We start from the raw sequence: 25,494 nt of genomic DNA on the forward strand, positions 1-25,494 counted from the left end.
TACCGATGATAATCGATGTCTGACTCGGAAGATAAAGAAAGCAAAACAGAGGCACCTTCTGACAAGAAGGTTAGGGATGCCATCGAGAAGGGGAATATCCCCTTCTCGAGAGAGGCGCCCATGTTCGCGTCGATCCTTAGCATTCTCATCGTTCTAACGTTCGTGACACGAAGTAACACAAAAGTTCTGACGGAGAAGCTCTCTTTGTTCGTGGATCGTCCCCAAGACTTCCGTTTGGACTCGGGTGCGGACGCAGCTATTCTGTTTCAGGCTCTTGCTCTTGAGCTAGGTCAGTTTCTTACACCGATCATTGCAATCCTTGCCGGATGCAGCCTTGCGGCTTCTATCTTCCAGAACATGCCCTCCTTCGTGTCTGAACGAATTCGGCCGCAATGGAACAGAATCTCGCCGATGGGCGGCTGGAAACGGATCTTCGGCCGTGCAGGTCTGGTGGAATTCGCCAAGTCTCTCTTCAAGTTCGGGACAATTACAATTGTATCCCTCCTGCTTCTGAAATCGGAGCAAACCAAGGTCTTCAATGCCATGTTCAGTGACCCGACCCTTATTCCGGAAATCATGCTGACCATGGCGATGCGACTCGTTTCGGCCATTGCTATTGCGACCATCGTTCTTGTAGCTGCTGACCTGGTCTGGGCCCGTCTCAAATGGCGGAACGATCTGAAGATGACGCCGCAGGAGGTCAAGGAAGAGTACAAACAGATGGAAGGCGATCCTATGGTCAAGGCGCGCATGCGCTCTCTGGCTCAGGATCGCGCCCGCAAGCGCATGTTGGCAGCCGTTCCCAAGGCAACTTTCGTGATCGCGAACCCGACGCATTATGCCATTGCGCTTCGTTATGAACGCAGCGAGGCAAGTGCACCTGTCGTGGTCGCCAAGGGTAAAGACCTGATCGCCCTGAAAATCCGCGAGACCGCAGAAAAGCATGGCATTCCAGTCATCGAAGACAAGCCCCTGGCAAGGTCCATGTACGATCATGTTGAAGTGGATCGCATGATTCCTCCAGATTTTTACAAGGCCGTCGCTCAGATCCTGTTCTACATCCTGACGAGATCCAAATGAAAAGTCTTCCGCCAATCAGCGCAGCAGAGTCATTTGACAAAGAACTTGACGTGAGTGCATTTGAAGAAGTCCTAGCCTGCAACATCAAAGATGTCATAGCGGACTTCTGCCTGACGGATGCTGATATCATCCGGTCCTATGTGAGCAAACAGTTGCACGGCAACATGAATGAGATCGTGTCGTCTTCCGCAGAGCTTTTCTTCAAAGGAGATACGCTCTCGTATGCCCGCGCAGCCGATATCAGCACAGCGCTAGGCCATCCGCCCTGCATTGTCCTCGACATGGAATTCGCACATGACACGGTAAGCGTGTACTTCAAGCTCGTCCTCGGCGAATTCTCTGTCGGAGTGCATATCAACAGAGTCCTGATCTCCGAGAGCCCTGAAAGCGAATTTGATCCTCGTTCATTTGCAAAGATCATCACATCGGCGCGGTTGAGGCCCCTCCCCCAACGTTTCCGCTCGTCTTACTGCCCTGCAGCTTCTCTGCGGCATTGAGAAATGATGTTGGGCCGAAGCTGTGATCCGATCCGCTCCCACGTTCCTTGCGCTTTCGATGGCAGGCATCCTCGCAGGCTGCAATTCCAGGGATGATCTCTACTCGCAGGGTCCATGGGGATCACCCGGCGTGCATCGCGGCTACCCGCAATATGCATCACCTTGGGGCCGACGAAACCCGGATATCCGTGTCGGCACGGTCTCAGGTTCGAACCATGCTACCGAGGTTATGACTCCTTCGGGCGGTGTGGGGCCCTTGGCTGAACCCGGACCATATCAGTACCTCACTGTGCTGCCCGCAGACCCACAACCCTCTCTTTCGCCTGCTGCGACCGCCGTCCCGATTTCACCGACCGTGTCGGAGCAAGCTCCGGTTCCAAAGGGTCCTCGACCGCAAGCTACCGATCTGATGCCGACCTCAGGTGAATCGCCGCCCGGCGTCTTCAGCGCCCCCCGTCGGGCTTCATCGTATGCAGGGACATGGAAAGCGAGGGACCACAAAGGAGATTCCTGCCTTGTTCAGCTGTCCAGCGTCGCCTCTTTGGACCTTTATAAAGCATCGACTTCCAAATGCTCCAACGAGGCTCTCCGGCAAGTGAATTCCTGGAGTTTCAACGAAAACCGGGTCGTGCTCTTTTCCCGTGGTGTCGAAATAGCCCAGCTGATGGGTTCGGAAGCTGCCCTTAGCGGTGCCTTGAGCAAGGCGGGCACCTCGCTCCAGATGTCACGGTAATAGACTTCTGAAGGCTTCGTGTATCAACCGTCGGAGGCGGTCTGGCCTGGCCTGAGGCCCGGAGCATCCGCACAAAATGTACGGGCATTCTGCGTCCATTGCCCAAAACCCGTCGCGACCATATTGGCGATGACTCTGCAAACATAACGCTTCTGAGCCGGGTCATTATCAGGTCCGGCATGATAGCGAGCCACCGCCATTGTCCAGGTCTCATGGCGGCCTTTGAGTTCACTCAGAAAGCGCGCCGCATATTCGACGTTGTCCCGTGGATTCAGCATGCTTTCCACCGATGTGAACTTATCCCGGTGGTAATGATGATTGATTTGCATGCAGCCGAGATCAATCAACTTCGCTCCCGCGCGGCGAGCTTCCTCGAAACGCTGAACCGCTTCAGGGAGACTACTCGAGAATACTGCTCGTCCCTCCACATTCATGGCGAAAGGCTGCAGGGAACCGCGTCGGCCGGTCTCCGTTAGACCGACTGAGTACAACATTCCAATGGGAACTCCGTATTTCGCGGAGGCCCGCAGCATCTCTTTCTCACAAAGGTGGCTGCCCGATTGAGCTTCAGCTTGGCTCGGTTTCGCTAAATTAAAGGTACACACCGCCAGGATTGCGGCTGTCCAGGGTGCGATCCTCCGCCCGGCTGTTAGGAGGCTCTGTTCCCGTGCTGGCATATTGCTTTTCCCGATTCCGAGAATGACCTTCCTGACTGGCTCCACCTTGCTGGAACGATTGCCCTTGAAACTGCATGTCAGGCTGTTGTCTTTGTGTGGAGACGCGATCCTGATCAGCGACACCGTTCACCTGAATGGTGATTGCATCAGGACGGTAGCCTGATCCACGCAGAAGAGCAGACAGCTTCTCGGAATCATTGCGGAGAAGCTGTGCCGTCTCTTCTTTCTCAGTGTGCAGTTCCATTTCGAGACTGTCGCCGGCAAGTCTCATCTTGATGGTCACCACGCCCAGATCGGCAGGGTGAAGCTGCAAGTTGAGGATCCGGAGAGCGCTATCGGAAGCCTTTATGGAGAGCATCTGGAATGTCCGATCAGTCGGTGCTGCGTGCTCTGCAGCCTCATTGACCATCGAACGAACCTCAGCCCTTACCGAGTTGGCGAGACGCTGAAGCGTTGCCGGGGGAAGGCTGGCGCCCTCAGTTTGTGCCGCATTTGACGGTGCGCTCTTGCGCGCCTCCAGGTCCTCGACAGTCGCATTCAACGACTGGTCTTTGCCAGGATTTTGTTCTTCAACCTGTTCTTCAGCAACGGGCGTCACTGCCTCCTGCGGCAGAGGATATCTTGTTAGGTCCTGCTGCTTCGGACGGGCTGCCTTGGACGGCCCGTCCACGGGCCTGCCGAAGGAGGCAAATTCTGGCGCCCTCTCCATCTGCCCCTGTCCCTCAAGGTCGGCCTCAGTGACAGATGTTTCGATAACTGGCTTGAAATGTGTCTCCTGGTGCTGGACGGCAACCGTAACCCGTTGCTGCACAGGAGAGCTCAAAAGATCACCGCTATCCTGCATTTGCTGAGTCTCTGGGAACATCAGCTGAGAAGAGGCGTCATTCTTTTGCCCGTTGCCATCTGAACCGGCTGGCGTTGCCTGCGGCAGAACGCGCGGTAGGAGCCCTTCCAGCAGCACGAAGACGGGGTTGCTGGTTTCGGAACTTGAAGCATCGGCCAGACTGGCATCCGCTATGAGATCGAGAACGTCACGCTCATCGAGAGATCGAGCGCTCTCTCCATCACGACGATACCGCCCGGACAGTCCGTCGAGTAACGTGTCGAAGCTGCCCGCTTCAGAGGGCATTCCATCTGCATCAACAGGTTCACTTGCAGCCGAGCCATCCCGTAGTGACTGTGGATCGACAGACCTGGGGAGACTCTTGGACAGAATGTCAATTGGACTCATTGAACTGTCGACACCTGGTTCTTGATCAGCTTATCGATGCGACTAAGGGCATCCTGTGCCTTCAATACCGCCTGAAGCTGTTCTGGCGCTTGCTGGCTATTGACATCCGATGGAGGTGGAGACGGCTTGCTCGAATTGTCTGCCGTCTTGTCTCCAGGCATGACGCGAATCTGTCCCGCCATTGAGAGAGCTGAATCCAGGAGTATTGCGTCGCTGGCCGCGAGCTTCGTTCTATCAATCCCCTTAAGATCTTCTACAGCCATACCAATCGTCTCGGGCGAAACGATCATTGCTGCCGCACGATACAGCTTCGCTCTTGCGGTGCTCGCGGGATCGCCTTCAGACAGCTCTTTGGCTTTCTCGGCGAGCATGCGGGCTGAATGGGTCTGGCCCTGGTCGATAGAGGAACGAGCCGCCAGGAGGTAGATATCACGTCGGGCATCAGGCTCAAGATCCATCAGCATCTCGACGATACCGTCAAACAACGCAGGATCCTTTCCGAAGTCGGCCCGCGTCAGGGCCGAGGCGAGCCGCTGTCTGAAATTACCGGCGTAGATCGAATGACGGTATCGGCGCAGATATCCCGAGGACAGCGCAAGAAACTTCTTCATGTCTCCGGTTTGACTTGCCACGAAGACTTGGCGCCGCAATGCTCCTTCTTCCAGAAGGGTGCCCGGAGCTTGGAGCCTGACAAGATCGAGAAGCTCGGAAGACTTCTTGGGATCCGTTCGAACAATGAGAGCGGATTGAACGAGCGCCAGTTGAGCCCCAAGCATGGGTGGCAGGGACTTGACGTTCACCGACAGGAGTTTTCCTTTCGACTCCTCCTCACGTCCTTCGACATAGGCGAGGGTTCCCTCTACGAGCGACCGATCATCAATCGGGATAACAGGATTGCTCATTTCCAAGAGTTTCCTGAGGATCTGTGGATTGCCGCCGCTCAAGACGAATGCGATAGCGGCGCGAATGTTCTTTCCATCTTCCCAGGTCTCCGAGGGCAGATCCATGAATCGGTTGTCGAGGATCGTGAGAAGACCACGCTGACCCATATGAGCCTCGGTCGATCCAACCGCGATCTGATCTTGCATCAGCTGAAGAGTCCGCAGCATCTGAACAGGGCTTGCGGTATTCGCAGGCTGAGATCGCGGCTGATTATCCGTCGACTTTACTTCGGATGGATGCTCGCTTTCAGCAATGGCCGCTCCCGGCACGATAGTCAGGACGAGAGCAAGAGCAGTCTTCAGAAGACTGTTCACTTTCATGACTCCTGCAGCAGAATTTCGACGCGGCGATTCTGATCGGCCTTTGGATCAGATGGAACCTTCGGATCGCGATCTGCATGCCCTTCGACCCGCACGATCCGATTCTCGTCCAAGCCTCCACGCACCAGCATGTAGAGCGCCATCTGAGCACGGGCATGTGAGAGACGCCAGTTGTCGTAGTTTGCGGACTTGAACGGACGGCTGTCCGTATGACCGCGGATGACGATCTTGCCTGGCCGCGACTGCAGAATCGCAGCGATTTTGGCCATCGCGTGGACGACCTTCGCATGCGGTTCCGCAGAGCCGACGGTGAACATCGAGAAATCGAAATCATCGGTCAGGCTGATAAGAGTTCCAGCTCCCATCCGCCGGACCTCGATTTGAGGCTTCGGAGACTGATCCCTGGTCTCCTGGACTGCATCCAGGATCTCTATCTTCAACTCGGCGGTCTTCTGGTCGGCAGCTTTGTCCACTGGCTCGCTCGGGACCTCGGCCACTGATGGCATCTGTGTGTCCGGCGCAGTTCCCACATCCGCGGGCGCGTTTGCGCTTGCAGGCTTGGCTGCATGGCGGACGTCAGGCTGGGCTTTACGAGCAGCCGCAGCCAACGCGTCGATTTCTGCCTTGGAGGGAGCAGGTTTTGCCGTTCCAGGCTTGGGAGCCGTTTCGGCCTTCAGCTCGTCAACCGGGGCGACCTGCCAGTAGAGAGGGTCGAAGGGATCTCTGAAGACCTCGCCACCCTTGAGACCAGGAACGTCGCTTTCGCCGGGCGTAACGTCAGCTCCCAGGGTATCGTGGGGATTAGCCTCGATCTCATCCGCAATTCTTGCCAGGACGGCATAAGGATCCTGAAAGAGAGCTCCCTCTTTGAAACGAGGCTTCTGCAACTGCTGCGACTTGCCGCCTGTTCCCTCGCCGCTTCCTTTCTCCCTTCCTTCCTTATTGTTGTCTGTTTCCTTTTCAGGCTTTACGTTCTGCGGGTCTTCCAATCCTTTCTTGTTGGACGTGGACTGGGCCAGTTGAACCGGGTTGAAGTAGTTGGCCACCCCTGCTTTGGTCCTCTCATCGGTCATGCCAATGAGCCACATCACAAGGAAGAAGGCCATCATAGCCGTCATGAAATCCGCATGAGCGATCTTCCAGGCCCCACCCTTGGTGGTCTCCTCACCGCCATCGCCTCTGCGGACGATAATGATTTCATGCTTGTCTGAACTGAGCATCGTCACTCTGCCTTGAGCGCCTCTTTCAGTCGGATCGACCAGGAGCTGAGCTGCGTCTGTATCGTTGTGTCGCCGGCAACGAGAGTCACTTCCACATCGTCGCTCGGTGCGAATTCGACACCGTCGTGCAGTGCAAAGCGGGTCTGGATGGCCTTCAGCATGTCCTCGGGCCCCGTCACTTTCAGGACGGTTGAGATCTCGCCGGACAATATCGTTCCGAGAATTTCATTGAACTCGACAAGCGCCTTCTGCTGAAGGGCCTCAGGGATGATCGGAGCGAGGATACGTGCGACCCTGTCGGAGAGAATTCGCTCGAGGTTTCCAAGAGAGCCGATGATCTGAGCCGAGAGCTTTGCAGCTTCCTGATCAACCCAGAGTGCCCGCTGAACCGCCAGCTCTTCGCAGTGTTTCTCACGCTCGGCGTCCAGCGCCTCCTTGAGCTGCTGGCGCGCTGCCTCTCTCTCTTCCGCCCTGACCCGGGCTTCGGCAGACCGTATCAGCTCGGCCTGCCGATCCGGCGCGCTTTGGACTCGCTCCGGTTCCTCTTCGACAACGGCCTTTACGCGACGCAGCATCCCGATTCCGAACCCTTCGGGGGCGCTCGGCATGGAGAAGTCCGCGATGAGATCCGCAACTCCTCCCGACATCATGCGGCCTCCTGGCTGAGCCATTGCTTGAGGATTGCGGCGGCCTGCTCTTCACTGAATTCGACGATCTGCTCGAGCTTGCGCTGCGGCGTCCGCTGGGGTCCGAGGAGGTTCGGCAGAGGATCCTCCTGCAGCGCCGGCTGCAGGGCCGGTTCGGCCCGTTCGACCTCTTGGTTGAATGTTTCGCTGGCCTCCGCCGCGGCCAATGCGGCCACCTGCTCCCGTTGAATTTCGAGGTCAGCCTGGTGGCGGGCCACGAGCATGCGGACTGCAGGCCGCAAGCCGAACCAGATCAGCATCGCACAGAGTGCAAGAACGGTGAGCGCATTCACAACCGTGCCGAACTGGCGCATCAAGATTTCAGCGACCGAAGGCCCAGGAACCGGCTGGAGCACGCCGCCGTCGTCGACGAAGCTCACGGCAGCAACCTTGATCTGGTCACCGCGGGACTTGTTGAATCCCGCCGCGGACGAGACGAGTTGCTCAATCTCGGCAACCTTCGCGTCGATATCTGCCGGCTTTGCACCCTCGCCAAGGAGAGAAGTGATCCGAGACCTGTTGACGAGAACAGCGACGGAAAGATTTCTGATCGAATAGCCGTCGCTGATGGTCTGAATCGTCTTGGAGGAAATCTCGTAATTCGTGAGTTCCTCACGGCGCTGGTTATCTTCGCTTGAACTATCGTTCGAATCCCCGCGCACGTTTTCATCCGGGAGATTCTGCTGGACCGTCGTTGGTTTCTGGCCGCTTCTGTTCTGCGAAACTTCGGTTTCCTTCACGGTCCGCGTCGAGCGCTCGACCTTGGACTCCGGATTGAAGATAGTCTCGTTCGTGCTCACCTTGTCGGTATTGAGGCGAGCGGCGACACTGATTTCAAAGTTTCCGATACCAAGATAGGGAGAAAGGGTTCTTCTGATGCTATCTTGGATTTCAAGGCCAACAGTCTTTTCAAGGTTGGCCATCTTGCCGGTCGACGCACTGGCGGCGTCGTCTCCGGACGCCAGGAGCGTTCCCTCGGTGTTCATGACCGTGACTTTATCGACGGCCATTCCAGGGATAGCAGCCGCAACGAGGTGGCGAATGGCCTGAGCCGAAGACGCGTCGTCGGACGGGGACGTACGGATGACGACCGAGGCCGAGGGCGGCTGCTGCTCACGGCGGAAAGAGCCCCGATCAGGCAGAACGATGTGAACGCGTGCAGCCTTGATGCCCTTCATTCCCTGGATCGTGCGGGCAAGCTCACCCTCGAGCGCGCGCACTTTCGTGACCTCCTGCATGAAGGAGGTCAGGCCGAGGGAGCCAAGATCGTTGAACAGCTCATAGCCGGACTTCGAGCTATGAGGGAGCCCCTTCTCGGCCAGAAGCATTCGCGCCTGGGCCGTATTCCCGTAGCTGACAAGCAGCGCGGTTCCATCGGAACTGACGTCGAATGGAATTCCCGCATCCTTGAGGACAGCGCCCATGCGGCCCACGTCCTCGCGGTCCAGTCCGGTGTAAAGAGTCTCCTGCGCGGGCCGGCTCAGATAATAGGCGCCGAAACCTACCATCAGGAACACGGCAAGACCGATTACGGCCAAGGCCCCCAACCGGCGGGCCCCGAGCTGCATCAGGCTAGTCCACAATCTTTCGGCATGCTGACGACCGGGCATAAAGGATCTCGGCGAAAGTGAATCGTGTCGAGATACCTTTCTGCTCGGTCAACCTTGTGTGAAGGTTGCTCCTGGACGGGCAGGTGCAATGTCGAGGAACCGCTTTTCCGAGAGGGGCGTCAGAAGTATGACCTGACAAGGCCGCTGACGAGGATGTTCCAACCATCTATCAGGACGAAGAAAAGGATCTTGAACGGGAGGGCAAGGACTGTCGGCGGCATCATCATCATGCCCATCGACATCACCAATGTCGCCACGATCATGTCGATGACCAGGAAAGGAAGGGCGATGAGAAACCCGATCTCGAATCCTCTCCTCAGCTCGGAGATCATGAACGCGGGAATAAGAACGCGCAGGTCGATCTTCTCTCCTTCATTGACCTTCGGATAGCTCGCGGACGCCAGGTCCACGAATGTTTGCAGGTCCTTGGGTCGAACATGGGCCAGCATGAATTCACGGAACGGATCCGTCGTTCTGGTGAATGCCTCTGCCTCGGTGATCCTATTTTCCGTCAGAGGGCGTACGCCATCGTTCCAAGCCCGGTCGAAAGTCGGTCCCATCACGAAGAATGTCATGAAGAGAGAGAGGCTGATCAGGAAGATGTTGGCCGGAGTGCTCTGAAGCCCTAATCCCGAACGCAAGAAGGAGAATGCGACCACAAACCGGGTAAAGCTCGTCACCATGATCAGGAGCCCAGGCGCAAGGGAAAGCACCGTCAGCAGGACGACGAGCTGAATGATCCTTCCACTTGCAGCCCCATCTCCAGCCGGCAGCAGCGCATCAAGGCCAGGAACCTGAGCATATGCGCCGGTGCCTGTCAGCAACAGGAAGAAAAGGCTCTTGGCGAGAAGGCGAACAGGCATGAAATATTCTTCCGTAGTAAAGATGCGCTCAAATGATGCATTATGAAATGGTTGGCTCTCTCGGCTCTTTGCCTTACTGAATGACAAGGGTTTCAAGAACGAGTTCCTGAATCATCCCTTTGGACCGGATCTTGGCGCGCTCATTCAGGTCTTCTCTCACATGGAGCAGGCCACTCGGTCCCTGGACTTGAGAGAGCGACACGGTGCGAAGATAAGCCAGTACATCCTGCCTGGTCTCGGCAACCAAAACGTCCGAGTTCAAATCGTTGCCTGACTTGTAGACAATAGATGCCTCAAGCCGGATCCAGTCGCTCTCGGAGTTGGCGAGATTGGTCACCACCGGCGCCATTTTCTTGATCGCTATATCGCCCGTGTACGGGCTTGTATTCGGAACCTTTTGAGGAATGTCTTTATACTTCTCCTCAACCCTCTTTTCGATGCTCGATACAATGGTGAGACCAAAGCCTCCACCCACTACAGCAGAGAGCAGTGTCAGAAGTCCAAGCGTCAGGATCAGGCTTTTGGCTCCCTCTTTCCCAGAAGCCTGCCCTGGAGCTGCCGGCAATGCTAGATTCGTCGCCATGGACCTCCCTCTCGACCTGCTTAGAACGGCGTCACTGCGTCAAAGATCTGCTGCCCATAGGCCGGCTGCTGAACCTCCATCAGACGCCCGCGGCCACCATAGGAAACGCGCGCTTCGGCAATCTTGTCATAGCTGATGGTGTTCCGAGGAGAAATGTCACGAGGGCGGACGATGCCGGCGATATTGAGAATACGCAGCTCGTAATTCACCCGGACTTCCTGCGACCCACTGATGATGACGTTTCCGTTAGGCAGAACCTCGGTCACAACCGCTGCCACAGAGAGGCGCAACTTCTCGGACCGGTCGATCTTTCCCTGACCGGTCGACGAGGACGACGAGTCAACCCCTATGTCCGCGCTGCCATCAGCCTGCCAGCCCTCGAAGTTGAAGCCGTAGCCGAGACCAGCGTCAACCGACGATGAACGGGATCTGTCGCTCGCATTGTCAAACTGAGCCTTATCGTCGATTTGAATGTTGACCGTCACGATGTCCCCGACCTGCCGGGCCCGAGGACTGGTGAACAGATCAGCACTCGCGTTGCTCCAAGTAGAATTTGGAGTTGTGCCGGTGGTGTTCTTGAATACGTGAGGAAGGGGTTCACGTTCGACCGCAATGCCAGTTCCCACCGGCGTCATCATCGGCTCCCGCCCGATTTCCTCAGGCCGGGTCGCACATGCCGCAAGGAGGCAAAGGCTGGCGATTGCAATGATGAACTTCACTCTTTCCTCCCGTTGCTCGCAACCCGCTTGGGAGCATCCGTGATGATGTTGGCCAGTTGAGCTGCCCTTGCGGGCTCCATTTCGTTCAGCACGGCGCTGGCGGACCGGGGATTGAGCTTGGCAATGACTGCCGCGGCAATCTCGTCATCCATATTGGTCAGCTGAAGAGCCGCAGCATCGGGACGCATCCGCGAGTAAATCGCTACAATCGTCTCGTCGGCTTTCTGGAGAACCTCGTTACGGCGGCGCAGCCATTCCTCATATTCGACGCGCTTCGCCTCAAGAATCTTAAGCCGCCCCTCAAGCTCTTTTTCCATCTTGGCGAGCGCTTCTTTTTGCAACGCAAAGCGTGCGTCGGCGGCGGCATCCGCGATATTGACGCAATATGCGTTGCTCTTTGCCTCGCCTTCCTTCTCTTGAGCCATGACAGGTCCGGACATGACAGATCCGGACATGGCAAGGACGACAACCGCCCCCAACATACCTGCTCGCACTGCAAAGATTTTTTCAAACTGCGTCATTGGATAACCAGCTCAGCCTGAAGAGCCCCGGCCGTCTTGACTGCCTGAAGAATTGCGATCACATCCGACGGTTTCAGGCCCATTTGATTAAGCCCCCTGACCAGCGTCTGGAGATCCGAGCCTCTCACGATTGCAAGAGGAACCCGCTCTTCCTCCGCTGTCACCTGGGTGCGCGGAACAACGGCAGTCTGTCCGTATGAGAATGGATCAGGCTGTGACACTTCCGGTGATTCGGTGATGCGGATCGTCAAGGCTCCATGGGTGATTGCAACAGTTGAAATCTGCACGTTCTTTCCGATGACGACCGTGCCGGTTCTCTGATCAACGACAATGCGGGCGGGCGTATCAGGCTGGATTTCCAGATCGCCCAGTTCGGCAATGAAGCGGGTTGCTGCAATATTCTTCGGCTTCCGAAGAACGACAGTGCGGAAATCCCGCGGAGCGGCGACACGCACTCCATATCGACGCTCTGCATATTGATTGATGGCATCGGCCACGAGGGTGGCGGTCTTGTAGTCCGGGTTCTTGAGTTCGAAAGCCAGCGATCCGACTGCCTCGAAACCGCCCCGGACCTCCCTTTCGACGAGAGCGCCGTTAGCGATCCGGCCAGCGGTCGCCACTCCTGATGTCAATGTCTCCGCCTGCCCCTGGGCAGAAAAGCCTGACACGACGATCGCGCCTTGAGCCACCGCGTAAACCTGGCCGTCGCCACCCTGCAGCGCCGTCAGCATCAGAGTGCCGCCTTTGAGTGATGTCGCATCACCCATCGAGGTCACCGTCACGTCGATCCGGGACCCTGCGCCCACGAAGGGGGGCAGATCAGCGGTCACGATGACGGCCGCGACGTTTCTGGTCCGCAGGTTGATATCCCGGACGTTCACCCCCATCCGGTCCAGCATCGATTGAAGAGCCTGCTCGGTGAACTGCGAGTTCCGAAGGGTATCGCCGGTGCCCTGCAACCCCATGACCAACCCGTAACCGATCAGCTGATTATCTCGCACACCCTGGACGCCGGCTACGTCCTTGATGCGCGTGGCAGCCATAGCATGGGTCGACAGAATGACACCTAAAGCCAGCAGTAGCGCACGCAAGATCATTGAATGCCGATCCTGATCTTACCGTCAGCCTGAACACGGCCCGTAATGATTCTGCCGCTGTCGACATTCTTGACCTGAACCGTTTCGCCCAGCGCACCGGATTGCAGCGGAATGCCGACACCGACTATTGACAGCGCCCCCTCTTCGAAGAGGATCGCTGTCTGAACTCCACGTGTCACGAGCTTTGGATCGTCGACGGCATTCAGGGGAATAGGCTCTCCCGGAAGCAGCGTCCGGCGTGCCGTCTTGCCGGCCAGGACGCGGGGCGACTCCACGACTGCCGTGCGGAAGCGATAATTCTCAGGGAATTTCCTGTCCTTGAGCATCGACTCGTTGATCGTGTCGCCGGGGTAGATCGTGACTGTCGGGACGGGGAGAACACGCTCTTCACCCGCAGCCGTGTGGCACGTGGCGGCAATCATGGCAGCAGCCATTGCGAAGCGAAGCAATACATTCATGAAAAGACCCCGACTCTCAATGACTCAGCGGATGCCCTTGGAAACGGTGCCGGCCATGTCGTCGGCCGCCTGGATCACCTTGGAGTTCATCTCAAATGCGCGCTGCGCAGTGATGAGATTGGTGATCTCCTTGATGGCATCCACGTTCGAGGCTTCAAGATAACCTTGGTGAATTTTTCCGAATCCAGGATCCGAAGGCATTCCAGGATTCGGAGCGCCGGAAGCGGAGGTTTCTCGGAACAGATTGTTCCCGATCGGCTCCAGGCCTGCATCATTTGCGAAGTTCGCGAGTGTTATCTGGCCGAGGGCGCGCGGCGTTTCCTCACCGGCGATCTTAGCGAAGACCTCACCTGACTCATTGACGCTGATCTCAATGGCCTCGGCTGGAATATTGATCGGCCCGCCAGGATTGACCGTATAGCCGTCGAGAGTGACGAGCTGGCCCGTAGAATCCTTGTTGAAGGCGCCAGCGCGCGTATACAGGACTTCGCCATTCGGCCCCCCCACCTGGAACCAGCCGCGTCCGTTCAGCGCCAGATCGTACTGGTTCGCCGTGGCGGCCAAGGACCCCTGACGGTGCAGATTGCGGATTGCCGCCGTGCGCACGCCAAGTCCCAGCATGGCTCCTTCCGGAACCGGGCTCGCACCCGCCTGATTGGGCACAGCTTGAGCACGCTCGGCTTGATAGAGAAGATCCGAGAACTCGGCCCGAGCGCCCTTGAACGCCGTGGTATTCACGTTCGAGATGTTGTTGGCGATGACCTCGACATTCAGCTGCTGAGCATTCATACCGGTTGCAGCAATCGCAAGCGCTCTCATTTTGCTCTCCTTAGATCGCCATACGAGCGATTTCTTGATAGGCTGCGACCACCTTGTCGCGGATCGCGATTGCCGTCTGAAGTGTTTGCTCGGCAGCCATAACGGCCTCGGCAACCTGCTGAACCGACGCCTTTCCTTGGATGCCGGCGATTGAGGAGGCCTCACCCGTCTTCAGCGTATCGATGGCGGACGAGGCGACTTGAGCCATCGTGTCGACGAAGCTCACCTGAGGAAGCCCGGCGACCGTTGTTCCAGCAATGGATTTGACTGCTGCCGTCGGAGCGGAAGAAACAGCAACCGGCCGTTCAATCATTGAAGAGATCGAAGATGCTGCACTGATCATATCAGCCTCTCATAAGGTCGATTGTTGCGGAAATCAGGGCGCGCGCCTGCTTCATCATTTGCAGGTTTGCCTGGTATGAGCGGTTGGCCTCACGCATGTCGGCCATCTCGATCAGCATGTTCACGTTCGGCTTCTTGACCATACCGTTCTCGTCCGCAGCAGGATTGCCAGGATCGTACTCGACAGGAAAAGGCGCGTCGTCCGTCCCGATCTCCTTCACCGCTACGGAAGAGGCGCCGAGGGCCCGGTCGAGCTCCGATCTGAAGGCAATCGTTTTGCGCGTATAGGGATCTGAGCCCGGCGTGCGTCCTGTCGATTGCGCATTTGCGACGTTCTCAGAAATGACTCTCAAGCGCGCGGATTGTGCCTCCAGCCCTGAGCTCGAAAGTCTCGTTGATGCAATGAGGGGATCAATCATCAGGCAGTCCTCACGCTCGACATCAGCATTCGGTGGAATGCCTTGACGATGCTGGTGTTCAATGAATGCTGCCGGTCGATTTCACCGGCCTTGATGAGTTCCTGCTCCAGGCTGACGGAGTTCTTGGAGTAGACAGTGTCCCAAGTTTCAGCCTTCTTCACCTTCGTTCCCTCGGGCCGTGCCGCATCCAGGCCGATGTGGCCGCCATTCGTGGCGACCATTGCCAGCTTGGTCTTGTCCAGAACATCGGCAAAGGGCTCGATGTCCCTCGCACGGTATCCTGGTGTATTGGCATTCGCGATGTTCCCCGAGATCGTGGACTGACGTGCTGCAAGCCATTGAGCCTGCCGCGATGCCAAATCGAAGAGATAGACGGGTGACGTCACGGTGATCTCCAAGCACTCATGGTAAAGATGCATTTACCCATGCAACCTTGCATGAGGCTGACTTGGCCAGTTCGGCACGTTGCAGGTGGAGATAAGCCAGCCCTGAATTTCTCGGTGCTCGCTGAACGGAGCACAATCGTTGAGAGAAATCGCGAACTAAGCGTTTAACGTTATATTGTTGATTTGCACTGCCCTCTATCAGGACGTTCTAGCGATGCAATGCCGCATTTCCGCCAATTGATTTTTGCCTCAATGCAAGCATGAAGGGATCTAGCGCTCAGCAAAGACGCTTAAGCCCGGGGGCCGTGCATGATGCACATCGATGCTTGTTGTGAGATCTTGAAGAAGCAGTTCAAGCTGTCTACGACCTCGACCTGAAGCGGCATGGGTGCAGGCTCCTCGGTCATCGGGCAGCCTGACCAGAGGCACTCTCTATCTTTCATCTTCGGATTTGCTGATCAGGAGAATATGCCCAATGTCGAGCGGGGCAATCGTTTATGTGGTCGATGATGATCTTGGTGTGCGCAAAGCGCTATCCTTTCTATTGGTCTCTGCCGGCTTGAATGTCCGCTTGTACGAGTCTGCGACCGCCTTCCTGCGAGAGGTGGCGGATCCGGGTCGGTGCTGCATTGTAACAGATGTCAGAATGCCGGGGATCGACGGGCTGGAATTTATCAGGCGCCTCAATGAGCGAGGGCTTAATGTGCCTGTCATCGTCATGACAGGTCACGCTGACATCCCTCTTGCAGTCGAAGCCATGAAGGCAGGCGCCATCGACTTTTTGGAAAAACCGTTCCGTGAGGACCGTTTTCTTGAGGTCGTCCGTTTTGCACTCGTCTGTGATGAGAAAAGCGTTCGGCGGAGCCAGGAACTCCTCAGAACCCAAGCTCGTCTCCAGTCCCTGACGCAGCGCGAACGCCAAGTCCTTGACTGTCTGGTCGCAGGCAAGGCCAATAAAGTGATTGCCCATGAACTCAACATCAGCATCCGAACGGTTGAGATCCATCGATCCAATGTCATGGCTAAGATGGAGGCTCGAAGCCTTTCCGAGTTGATTCGGATGGCCCTGTTCATCGAAGCCACAGTGGGTAACTGACTGAGCACGGGAAGAACAGAGCCCGAACCTTGTAGATGATTCCGGCTCGCGGGCTGCATCAGCGTGAAAAGTTTTCCCTCAACCAGAAGAGCTGTGCCGCCTAATGCCCGCTGCTAGATGCATTCTTCCGATCCCGGCCGACAATGGTGCCGATGAGCCGTCCGGGGTCGACAGCACCCAATACATTGTTTCAAACAACAACCGTTGGTCACGCATCACCCTGAACTTTGAGGGTCTCGACAGCGATGGCTGGTTTGACCTGAGCTTTCAACTCGACTGGAATCCACAAGAGGAGAACAGGGCCGTCTACGATTTTGCGGCCATCGGTTTCGATTTCCTCATGGAGGATGGATCAAGTGTCGATTTCGCTTATGTGCCTGGACTGACAAGAAACCAGATCGATCCTCACAGCTGGTACATTGGCGGTCCGGATTGTAACGGCAGTCACAACGGCCCTGCGCAGCCTGGTAAGGTATCCTGTACGTTCTTTGTCCCTTCGCCTACCAGGAAGCTGGCCATATCGGTTCGAAGCTGGCGCAACTCCCACCCCTTCACCATTCGCGATCCGAAGCTGTTTCAGACTGCCTGTCCCGCCTCATTGCAGGATAGCGGCTTGAACGAAGCCGATCGGGCTCATCAGACGAGTGCTCCTGAATCGTTCAACGCTCGTCGAGCATGGCGAACTCTCACTGCCGAGCCTGTCTGGTATAAATATGCAGTGCGTCCGGAACACCAACTCCTGGTGCGCGGACAGATCATCAATGAGAATCCGGGTGGCGAAGGAGCCCTGGCCCGCATCGTTTATCGCAATGCGAAAGGAGAGGAACTGCCTCCTCCCTATCCTGATATAGCGGTAGCGCCATCCATTGGAGCCTTCATCGACATTCCCATCCACCGACAGGCTAGGCGCTTTACGCTGGATCTCGTTCCTCCGCCGGGAGCAGCAAGCATCGAGATCGGCTTTCAGACCTGGCATGCTGAACCCAGAATGGAGCTGGTCGTCCCACTCGAAGTGTCCCTTGGAGACGAGCTTCTGCTTGAGAACATCTCAGGCGACGATCTCCCCGATGCTCGGGCCTTCGTCCATCAGGCTTTAGCGAAGCTCGGTCTCGAGCTGCCGTTCGGAGGCTCTCAAGTCAACTCTGCTATCTTCAAGCAGTGTGTCGATCCGGAAGCATTACGGTCGCCTTTCACATTTCACCACAAGCTCAAATCTGTGCAGTGGGGTGCGCGCACGACGTTCAATGCGGATGAGCTTGTTCTCAGCAACTTCCCATCATGGCGTCTCCCCGAAGCACCCAAATGGATGGAAGACCCATTCCATTCCTTGGCATGGAGACTGGAGTTTCAGTCTCTATCCTGGCTTGTCGATGTTGCAAACGGGACGGAAGCCGGAGGTCTCACGCGCGCAACCGATCTTGCGGTTTCATGGTCGCGAGCCAATCCCTGGGGACATGCTCAGGATCCGATCAGCGCTCACCCCTTGTCTCTTTCCGCCCGCACCGAAGCACTGCTCACTCTCCTTTCCTTAAGCGCGGGATCGCAACAATCCGCTGCCTTTGAAAAGAGCTTCATTCTCTTTTCCGAGATCGTGCGCCATGCCTTTGCTCTGGCCCAACTTGTGAGTCAGAACGTTTTTGCGCATTCGGTTGTTCATATCCATGCCGCCTGTGCTCTTCTCTCAGCAGCGCGTGCACTCCCCAAGTTTCCCTTAGCTTCTTACTGGAGCTCTGTTGCCCTCCCACAAATTCAGGAAGGCTTTGACCGGCTGATCGACCGCGAGGGCGGGTTTGTTGAACAATCCCTGCACTTCCGTCTGGAGACTGTCTCACTGGGGCTCATCCTCGCTCGCATGCTCGGCGATATGCCCGAGACGCGCGAGTTTCACGACGAGCTGATCGCTCGTCTCAGGAAAGGGCTCCAGAGCATCGTTTCTGCCACTGACCCTTCCGGATCGCTTCCACCCTTCGGCGATGCACCGCAAGGATACCATCATGCATCATGGCTGCGACGGCTACTGTCGGTTTACGGAACGACCTTGCTCTCGGATCCGGCGCTTGCCGCAGCCCTGTCGTATCCGACAGGAAAAAAGGTATTCTCCTTACCAAATGCAGGCTTGATCACGGCGCGCCATTATGAGCGGAATGCCCATTGGAGCTATTTCTGCGCATCGTTAAACGGTCACCACTCGGAACATGGCCATTCCGATTGCACCTCCTTTGTCTACTCCGCGGGTGGTGCGAGCTGGATTGTCGACCCCAAAGGCTCGGACTTCTACGAGGCAGGATCGGCTCGTCAGTATCTCGTCTCCGCCAGGGCGCACAATCTTGCCATTCCAGATGAACGTGAACCAACCGCTGGAACGGCCTGGATTGAAGCACATGAGACGCTTGAAGGCGCTAACCTATTCCAGATAGGCACAAATGTTCACGGTCATGACTATGATCATCGCCGCATCATCGTGTGCCTGGATAACTTGCACGCAGTCGCATTGTTCGATCATTTCACGACCCAGGCGAGGCCCGTCTCTTTCGAAGGCCTCCTGCACTTCGACCCCAAAGTCACTGCGGCCATTGCGAGTTCGCGGCTGGGGATCGGCTATCGTAAAGATGGCAGGCTGCAGATCATTCCGCATGTGCTCAAAGGCCAGTTCTCTGGCATGAGCATAGACAACGGACGAAGCGATAGACCGACCGCGCTCCAGGGATTTGTAGCACAGCCGACGGGAGGGCTGCAGCCGGCCAGCGTCCTCCGTTATCGGTTCTCTGGCCACGGAACTGTCTGCGGTGGAGTCGTGCTTGCCACCAGTGAGCGATCGGCCGGTACTCTCGCAAACCTGCTAAAAGCGACGGCTGTCAAGAACCTGTTTCAGCGCCTGTCGACGGCAGTCTCATAAATCCCAAGTCGGGCCCCTCAGAGCAACAGAAGCGCTTCGACTGCGGGCTTTCAGCCTTAATACATCCATTAATGGAATGGTGGATGCCCAACTGAATCGGGCATCCACGTTTGAAAAGCGGCACTCAGCCGAACAGGGCGTCAATAGCATCCTGTGACGTGATGCCCTTGTCCGTCGAAAGCGCCGGCCCGTTGAGAAGCGCCTCGTCACCATGGCGTGCGACGTCCGCAGCCTCGACGTCCTTGAAGCTCTCAAGTCCGCCCCAGATCTCGATCATCTCATGGACGCGCTCTTCGACGAACTTCATCGCGTTCACGACCTTGCTGATACGCTGACCCGTAATGTCCTGGAAGTTGCAGGCCTCGAAGATGCTGATGACCTGGTCGGAGATTTCCCGAGCAAAATCCTGGTCACCGCCTGAAAGACGCGCCGCCAGATTGCCCGAGAGCTCATCGATCCTTTCCGCCGCCGCCAGGATCGCGTTGGTCGCAGTCTCGGTGCCCAGCACAATGGCACCGAGCTCATCCGTGACGCGATTGATCTCCTGCCCCTGGGCTCCGGCATAACGAAGCGTAGCAATCTCACGCTTGGTTCGCTCAATGGCCTCGTAGATCGAGTCCAGCTCGACCTTGAGACGAAGAGCCTCCTGCATGTCCTTGCGGTGCTCTTCGATGAGAGCCGCGGACAGCTCCTTTGCCGGCACGATAGCTTCCTTGATCGTCCCAAGCATGGACATGACTTCGTTATGACGATCGAGAGCTCCCTCGTCAGGAGGAGCGGAGGCCATATGAGCCTCGATACGATAGCTCTTACGTGGGTTCATGGCTCTTACCGTAATTCGATCATGCGCCGAAGACAGCGCTGATCTTGGACCGGAGAGTTTCGGCGTTGAAGGGCTTCACAATGTAATTGTTGACCCCGGCCTTCTTTGCCGCCACGACGTTCTCAGTCTTTGCTTCGGCAGTCACCATGATGAACGGCAGAGATCCTAGTTCGGCATCCGCGCGGACCTGCTGGAGCAGCTCGTATCCCGTCATTGGGGCCATGTTCCAGTCAGAAATGACAAGGCCATACTTCTTGGATCGGAGCTTCTCCAGAGCAGCCTGTCCGTCAGACGCATCATCAACGTCGTTGAAGCCGATCTGCTTGAGCAGATTCCGAAGAATTCTCACCATTGTCTGGTAGTCGTCGACGACAAGAACAGGGGTAGAAAGGTCTAGGCTCACGGTTGCGTATCCTATTTAGTGAGATGAATGGAATTGATGAGAACGAAATTTATTGAACCGGGTCCCGCTCGGCTCCGAAGGCAAGAACCGCATCCACATCGAGAACGATCATCAACTCGCCCTGGAGCTGATGCACCCCTTGGGACAGGTTCACCCAGCGGCGGTCCATATGAACAGGGTTGGGCTGCATCTCGTCAGGATCGAGCTTGAGAACCTCCCCAACCTCATCGACAAGCAAACCGTAGGCCTCACCCTGGTTTTCGAGGCCGACCGCCATCCGGCGCCCTGCCTTGCCATCATCCTCAAGGCCCAAGCGGCTGCGCAGCGACACAGCCGTCACGACGCGTCCGCGGAGATTGAGCAATCCGGCAATTTCTGCTTGCGCCAATGGCACCTTGGTCATCTCGCTGACCACGAACACGTCATGGACGCGGCCAATGGGAAGGCCGAGCAACTGACGCGCCACGGTGACGGTGATGAACTCCATCTCCCGAGAGAAGTTTTTGGGTGTTCCGATGGCAACCGTGTTCATGGCATTCATGGTCATGCAGCCTCCTCAAGGGATCCACTGAGTTCCGCCAGAGCAGACAACAATCCTCGACGGTCCACTTTTGAAACGACTTCCGTAATCTTGAAGCGTCTTGCCAAAGCAATCAGCTGAGGATCGGGCCGCAACGTCAGACCGATGATGGGAATCGACCGGTACTGGGTATCAGCCCTCAGCGTTGCGATGAACGCAAATCCGGAATTTCCCGGCAATTCAAGATCGGTCACGATGAAATCGGGCTGAGCGCCGCTCGAAAGGTAACGAGCGGCATCCTGTGCCGTCGCTGCCGTGTGCACACGATATCCCGACGCCTTGAGAACGGGCACCAGCATGTCACGGAAGAAGTTCGAGCCATCGACGAGGAGCAGCGAATTGCCCTGCTTGGCTCTCTGATCCGTGCGAGACCATGTCTCAAGAACCAGAGGCAGGTAATGGGCGATGTTGACGATCTCCGTGGTCTTGCCCCGCACGACTGCCGATCCCACGAGATCGGATCGTTCAGCCAGAAGCTCGACCTCGAGCCTGTCTTCGACGATGTCTACGATCTCGGCCACGGCAAGTCCCATCGATATCTCGCCATCCGAGAACACCAGAAGGGACTGCATGCCCTGCCTCCTGACCTCAAGATCCTCGTCACAGGAGACGATCGGCATGAGACGACCCCGGTATTGCACCACAGGCCGGCCGCTGGCCCACTCGATCGTCGATGCGTCGATCTCCTCAAGGCGGGTCACCAAGGACAACGGCACAGCCTTCAACGAGTTTCCGCCACCACGGAAGACGAGGAGGCTCGTCAGTTCTTCCACAGCAGCAATCGCCTGATCGAGTGTCACATCGTTCTGGAACTCGTTGTTTTGTGCCCCTGATCCAACCATTCTCGCAAGGCCATTCGGGTCGACGATCAGAACGACGGCACCATCGCCGAGAATGGTGTTGCCGGAAAAGAGCTGAATGTGCCTCAGCTTGGACGACATCGGCTTGACCACGATTTCTTCCGTGTGGAAGACGCCGTCGACAAGAATGCCGAAACGCTGCTGCGCAACCTGAGTGACGACCACAAATCCGGTGTCCACGTCCTCAATCTCAGAGAGACGCATCACCTTCGAAAGCGGAACAATCGGCAGCAAGCGCTCACGCAGACGCAAGATCGGCGTCCCGTTGATCCGCTCGATCGAGTGTTCCGATGCGGGCGACACTCTGACGAGCTCCGAAACCGCCACCTGCGGAATGGCAAACCTCTGGTCTTTCGACGAGACGATCAGTGCTGCGACGATCGCCAGAGTGAGAGGAATTTTGATGGTAAATGTCGTGCCCCGGCCTGGCTCGGAGCGGATATCGACCGTGCCGCCGATCAGCTCGATATTCGTCTTCACCACATCCATGCCGACACCACGCCCGGACACGGACGTCACCGCGGCAGCTGTCGAGAAACCGGGATGGAAGATGAATTTGCCGACCTGAGCGTCGCTCATCCGCTCGATCTCAACCTCGCTGACGATGGCTCTCTCGACCGCCTTCTTTCGGATGGCGGCGTAATTCAGGCCCTTGCCGTCATCGGAGATCTCGATCGTGATCGATCCACCCTCATGATAGGCATTGAGGCGGATGACGCCTTTCTCCGGCTTTCCGGCGGCCCTGCGCTCGGCAGGGCTTTCGATCCCGTGATCCGCAGAGTTGCGGACCATATGGGTGAGAGGATCCTTGATGACCTCGAGCACCTGCCTGTCGAGTTCGGTATCGGCTCCCTGCATGACCAGATCGATCTGCTTCGAGAGCTCGTTCGAGAGATCGCGTACGACGCGGGGCAGTTTCTGCCATGCATTGCCGATCGGCTGCATGCGCGTCTTCATCACGCCGTCCTGCAACTCGGCCGTGACCTGAGAGAGGCGCTGCAGGGGCACCTTATATCCGTAGTCTTCGGAATTGCGACGAGCGATCTCGAGCAGCTGGTTACGAGTCAAGACGAGCTCGGACACCATCGTCATGAGATGCTCAAGCGTATCGACATTGACGCGGATCGTCTGGACCTTGCCGGCCACACCTTCTCCGCCTTCGCCATGCTCCGATGCTTCCGTGGCACCTTGAGCCTTCTGAGGAGGCCTGGCTTGTGCAGGTGGCGCAACGACGGCCGGCTTGGCGGGTGCGATTTGATCCGGACCCGGAGCATCTCGAAATGCACGTTCCAGTTCGTCGAGAGAAACCTCTCCGGGCTTCAGCGCTCTCTCCAGCACCTGATAAACGAGAGTGCCGCTGGTTTCCTCGCTGTCAGGTCCAGGCGCCTCCTGGAAAGCGCGCTCCAACTCATCGAGAGAGACCTCACCAGGTTTCAACTCGCGTTCAAGCACCTGATGGACAAGCGTTCCCACCGTCGTTGGCTTGGCACGATGCGCAACGGGCTCAGGCACATAGGCCCCGGCATTCGACATTCTGTCGAGGGCCTCGATCAGATCGTCATCGGCACCTTGCGGCTCAACGCCATGGCGCTCCAGCTCGCCCAGGATGTCTTTGATGCGGTCGAGCGTCGTCAGGATCAGCGATACGGCTGACGTTGTGACCGGCATTCCATCACGGAACTTGCCCATGAGGGTTTCGGCTGCATGAGCCAGCGCCTCAAGTCGCGGGAGTCCGAGGAACCCGCAGGTTCCCTTGATGGTATGCACAAGACGGAAAATGTTGCTGAGGATCGCCTGGTTGTTCGGATCCTGCTCGAAACGAACCATCTCCACGTCGACCGTTTCAAGATGTTCGCTGGTCTCCGTAAGGAACTCAAGGAGGAGGTCGTCCATTGCCGTGTCTCTTGTCTCTCTGGAGTAACTGGTTAGCAGTCGACTGCTCGACGCCTCTCGCTATGCAGCCTTGATACCGGACATGAAGTTAGAGAATTCTTGCCCAAGCCTTGATGTTTGGTGGGCAAGTTCACGGGCTACGCCGAGAAGCTGATTGGCTGCAGTTCCCGTTTCACCAGCGCCCTGCTGCACCAGGACGATGTTGCCTGTCACCTGCTCGGTTCCCCGCGCCGCTTCCTGGATATTGCGGGAGATCTCGCCAGTTGCGGCTCCCTGCTCTTCCATGGCAGCTGCGATCATGGTCGAGATCCGGGACATTTCGGTAATTGTCCTTGCAACATTCTGAATCGCGTTCACGGATTGCTGCGTTGTTTCCTGGATAGCGGCGATCTGTGCCCCGATTTCCTCGGTTGCCTTGCTGGTCTGCCTTGCGAGGTCCTTCACTTCCATGGCTACCACCGCAAATCCCTTGCCAGCCTCACCGGCGCGGGCAGCTTCGATGGTTGCATTGAGAGCAAGCAGGTTCGTCTGGCTGGCAATCGAGTTGATCAGCTGAACAACGGTTCCAATCCGATCCGCGGCCAGCGCAAGCTCCTGAACCGTCGCATCGGTCTGCCGTGCCGCCTGCACGGCCTCACTGGCAATTCGCGATGAGTCGGCTGCCTGACTGGCGATCTCGCGGACTGAAATCGACAACTCTTCGGTGGCAGCGGCAACAGTCTGAACATTCACCGTTGTCTGCTGAGCCGCCGACGCAACGCCGACCGACTGATGGTTTGTTTGGTCTGCAACCACGGACATGGATTGCGCCGAGACTTCCATTTGAGAAACGGCACTGGAGAGAGACTGCGTCATGGCACTCACATTGTGCTCGAACTGTCGGGTCAGCTCGTCCAGAACCTGGGCTCTCCGCGCCTTGGTGCTCATCTCCTGCAGGGCAACCTCATCGGCCTCGATTTTCGCAATCATGGCGGCTTTGAACGTCTGAACGGTCTTTGCCATGGTTCCGATTTCGTCGGGCCGCTCGGTTCCTGGAACCGCCGTCTTCGTATCGCCGGCCGCAAGCGCAGCCATCGCCGAGGTCAAGGATCGAACGGGCCGGACAAGACCGCGAGACAGGAACCAGGCAACTCCGATCAGCACCACGATCATGAGAGCCGACCGAAGGGCCGCATTTCGTGCATTCGCCCAGAAGACCTCATCGATGTCGTCGGTGTAGACGCCCGTGCAGATGATCCATTGCCAGGGAGCAAAGTTGTAGGCATAGCCGATCTTGGGCACCGGCGTGTCCTGACCCAGACGCGGGAACTGATAGTTGACATAGCCGCCGCCTCCCCGCCCGGCTTCGACCAGCTCTGCGTGCATATAGACGCCGTTCGCGTCCTTTACCCGTCGCAGATCCTTTCCTTCATTCTCCGGCTTGCTTCCGTGAACAATCATCCGGCCTGAGGAATCATACGCAAAAAAGTATTCGTTGCTGCCGTAGCGCATGCTTCGAAGAAGCGCCTTTGCACGCTCTTGCGCCTCCTCCTTCGTCAATCGTCCAGCTTCTGCTTGCTCGGCAAGGCCTTTCATGAGAGAGGCAGCAGCTTCCACTTGGCTGAGAACGGAGAGCTTTCTCTCACGAACGATCGCGTTGTCCATGACGAAGAGCTGGGCAATGACCGCGAGAGCGCTGATGATGACAGCAACGGCCACAAGCAAACCGAGGCGACGGGAGATCGTGAGAGACATAATGAC

At 57.1% G+C, this 25,494-nt stretch carries 25 protein-coding genes; 4 read left to right on the forward strand and 21 right to left on the reverse strand.

The features are described 5' to 3' along the window. The first annotated feature begins 15 nt into the window (after positions 1–15). Together flhB and AA309_RS03530 are read left to right on the forward strand one after the other, a co-directional pair. Positions 16–1,080: a flagellar biosynthesis protein FlhB gene (gene flhB / locus AA309_RS03525; protein ID WP_047187618.1), complete on the forward strand. Its 1,065-nt coding sequence runs from the start codon at positions 16–18 to the stop codon at positions 1,078–1,080. After that, a complete protein-coding gene (locus tag AA309_RS03530; protein ID WP_047187619.1) occupies positions 1,077–1,577 on the forward strand; it encodes a hypothetical protein in 501 nt (166 codons plus the stop codon). The genes flhB and AA309_RS03530 overlap by 4 nt, the downstream gene beginning before the upstream one ends. 756 nt (positions 1,578–2,333) lie before the next feature. On the opposite strand, the gene AA309_RS03535 is transcribed toward AA309_RS03530, so the two are convergent. The 16 genes from AA309_RS03535 to flgB form a co-directional block, all read right to left on the reverse strand. After that, a complete protein-coding gene (locus AA309_RS03535) occupies positions 2,334–2,987 on the reverse strand; it encodes a transglycosylase SLT domain-containing protein (protein WP_084730832.1) in 654 nt (217 codons plus the stop codon). Beyond that, on the reverse strand, positions 2,902–3,948 hold the full coding sequence (fliK, locus tag AA309_RS03540; RefSeq protein ID WP_160310389.1) for a flagellar hook-length control protein FliK: 1,047 nt from the start codon (positions 3,946–3,948) through the stop codon (positions 2,902–2,904). Before fliK ends, AA309_RS03535 begins: the two co-directional genes overlap by 86 nt. 266 nt (positions 3,949–4,214) lie before the next feature. Further along, positions 4,215–5,162 (reverse strand): chemotaxis protein MotC, encoded by a 948-nt coding sequence (locus tag AA309_RS03545; protein WP_150117373.1) that lies wholly within the window; start codon positions 5,160–5,162, stop codon positions 4,215–4,217. Positions 5,163–5,476: 314 nt separating this feature from the next. Further along, on the reverse strand, positions 5,477–6,700 hold the full coding sequence (locus AA309_RS03550) for a MotB family protein (protein ID WP_047187622.1): 1,224 nt from the start codon (positions 6,698–6,700) through the stop codon (positions 5,477–5,479). Between the two features lie 2 nt (positions 6,701–6,702). Beyond that, positions 6,703–7,350: a hypothetical protein gene (locus AA309_RS03555; protein WP_150117374.1), complete on the reverse strand. Its 648-nt coding sequence runs from the start codon at positions 7,348–7,350 to the stop codon at positions 6,703–6,705. After that, on the reverse strand, positions 7,347–8,996 hold the full coding sequence (gene fliF / locus AA309_RS03560) for a flagellar basal-body MS-ring/collar protein FliF (RefSeq protein ID WP_047187624.1): 1,650 nt from the start codon (positions 8,994–8,996) through the stop codon (positions 7,347–7,349). Before fliF ends, AA309_RS03555 begins: the two co-directional genes overlap by 4 nt. 119 nt (positions 8,997–9,115) lie before the next feature. After that, positions 9,116–9,859, reverse strand: a complete 744-nt coding sequence (fliP, locus tag AA309_RS03565; RefSeq protein ID WP_047187625.1) for a flagellar type III secretion system pore protein FliP — start codon at positions 9,857–9,859, stop codon at positions 9,116–9,118. A 73-nt stretch (positions 9,860–9,932) separates the two neighbouring features. Continuing rightward, positions 9,933–10,442 (reverse strand): flagellar basal body-associated FliL family protein, encoded by a 510-nt coding sequence (locus tag AA309_RS03570; RefSeq protein ID WP_084730834.1) that lies wholly within the window; start codon positions 10,440–10,442, stop codon positions 9,933–9,935. 20 nt (positions 10,443–10,462) lie between these two features. Further along, positions 10,463–11,161, reverse strand: coding sequence for a flagellar basal body L-ring protein FlgH (gene flgH / locus AA309_RS03575; RefSeq protein ID WP_047187626.1), 699 nt, complete (start codon positions 11,159–11,161; stop codon positions 10,463–10,465). Further along, on the reverse strand, positions 11,158–11,601 hold the full coding sequence (locus AA309_RS03580; protein WP_425286848.1) for a MotE family protein: 444 nt from the start codon (positions 11,599–11,601) through the stop codon (positions 11,158–11,160). Before AA309_RS03580 ends, flgH begins: the two co-directional genes overlap by 4 nt. A 77-nt stretch (positions 11,602–11,678) precedes the next feature. After that, positions 11,679–12,779, reverse strand: coding sequence for a flagellar basal body P-ring protein FlgI (gene flgI, locus AA309_RS03585; protein ID WP_047187628.1), 1,101 nt, complete (start codon positions 12,777–12,779; stop codon positions 11,679–11,681). Beyond that, the gene (gene flgA, locus AA309_RS03590) at positions 12,776–13,237 is read right to left on the reverse strand and encodes a flagellar basal body P-ring formation chaperone FlgA (protein WP_052954459.1); all 462 of its coding nucleotides are present in this window, start codon (positions 13,235–13,237) and stop codon (positions 12,776–12,778) included. The genes flgI and flgA overlap by 4 nt, the downstream gene beginning before the upstream one ends. Before the next feature lie 24 nt (positions 13,238–13,261). Next, a complete protein-coding gene (gene flgG / locus AA309_RS03595; protein ID WP_047187629.1) occupies positions 13,262–14,056 on the reverse strand; it encodes a flagellar basal-body rod protein FlgG in 795 nt (264 codons plus the stop codon). Positions 14,057–14,066: 10 nt separating this feature from the next. After that, positions 14,067–14,399: a flagellar hook-basal body complex protein FliE gene (fliE, locus tag AA309_RS03600; RefSeq protein WP_047187630.1), complete on the reverse strand. Its 333-nt coding sequence runs from the start codon at positions 14,397–14,399 to the stop codon at positions 14,067–14,069. Between the two features lies 1 nt (position 14,400). After that, positions 14,401–14,817 carry a flagellar basal body rod protein FlgC gene (gene flgC / locus AA309_RS03605; protein ID WP_047187631.1) on the reverse strand — a complete coding sequence of 139 codons (417 nt, stop codon included), beginning with the start codon at positions 14,815–14,817 and terminating at the stop codon, positions 14,401–14,403. Beyond that, a complete protein-coding gene (gene flgB / locus AA309_RS03610) occupies positions 14,817–15,203 on the reverse strand; it encodes a flagellar basal body rod protein FlgB (RefSeq protein ID WP_244470249.1) in 387 nt (128 codons plus the stop codon). The genes flgC and flgB overlap by 1 nt, the downstream gene beginning before the upstream one ends. A gap of 475 nt (positions 15,204–15,678) precedes the next feature. Here flgB and fixJ point away from each other — a divergent pair, with 475 nt between their 5' ends. Both fixJ and AA309_RS03620 read left to right on the forward strand, forming a co-directional pair. Further along, a complete protein-coding gene (gene fixJ / locus AA309_RS03615) occupies positions 15,679–16,299 on the forward strand; it encodes a response regulator FixJ (RefSeq protein WP_047187633.1) in 621 nt (206 codons plus the stop codon). 103 nt (positions 16,300–16,402) lie between these two features. Further along, entirely contained in the window at positions 16,403–19,195 is a 2,793-nt protein-coding gene (locus AA309_RS03620; RefSeq protein WP_052954460.1) for a heparinase II/III domain-containing protein, read from the forward strand. Positions 19,196–19,319: 124 nt separating this feature from the next. Here AA309_RS03620 and AA309_RS03625 read toward each other — a convergent pair whose 3' ends face one another. The 5 genes from AA309_RS03625 to AA309_RS03645 are packed head-to-tail and all read right to left on the reverse strand — an operon-like array spanning position 19,320 to position 25,488. Then, on the reverse strand, positions 19,320–20,018 hold the full coding sequence (locus AA309_RS03625; RefSeq protein WP_084730835.1) for a protein phosphatase CheZ: 699 nt from the start codon (positions 20,016–20,018) through the stop codon (positions 19,320–19,322). 19 nt (positions 20,019–20,037) lie between these two features. Beyond that, positions 20,038–20,421: a response regulator gene (locus tag AA309_RS03630; RefSeq protein WP_047187635.1), complete on the reverse strand. Its 384-nt coding sequence runs from the start codon at positions 20,419–20,421 to the stop codon at positions 20,038–20,040. 49 nt (positions 20,422–20,470) lie between these two features. Beyond that, on the reverse strand, positions 20,471–20,962 hold the full coding sequence (locus tag AA309_RS03635; protein ID WP_047187738.1) for a chemotaxis protein CheW: 492 nt from the start codon (positions 20,960–20,962) through the stop codon (positions 20,471–20,473). 2 nt (positions 20,963–20,964) lie between these two features. After that, a complete protein-coding gene (locus tag AA309_RS03640) occupies positions 20,965–23,754 on the reverse strand; it encodes a hybrid sensor histidine kinase/response regulator (protein WP_047187636.1) in 2,790 nt (929 codons plus the stop codon). Between the two features lie 60 nt (positions 23,755–23,814). After that, on the reverse strand, positions 23,815–25,488 hold the full coding sequence (locus AA309_RS03645; RefSeq protein WP_052954461.1) for a methyl-accepting chemotaxis protein: 1,674 nt from the start codon (positions 25,486–25,488) through the stop codon (positions 23,815–23,817). Positions 25,489–25,494 lie beyond the last annotated feature (6 nt).

This window comes from Microvirga vignae (genome assembly GCF_001017175.1).
Classification (GTDB): Bacteria; Pseudomonadota; Alphaproteobacteria; order Rhizobiales; family Beijerinckiaceae; genus Microvirga; species Microvirga vignae.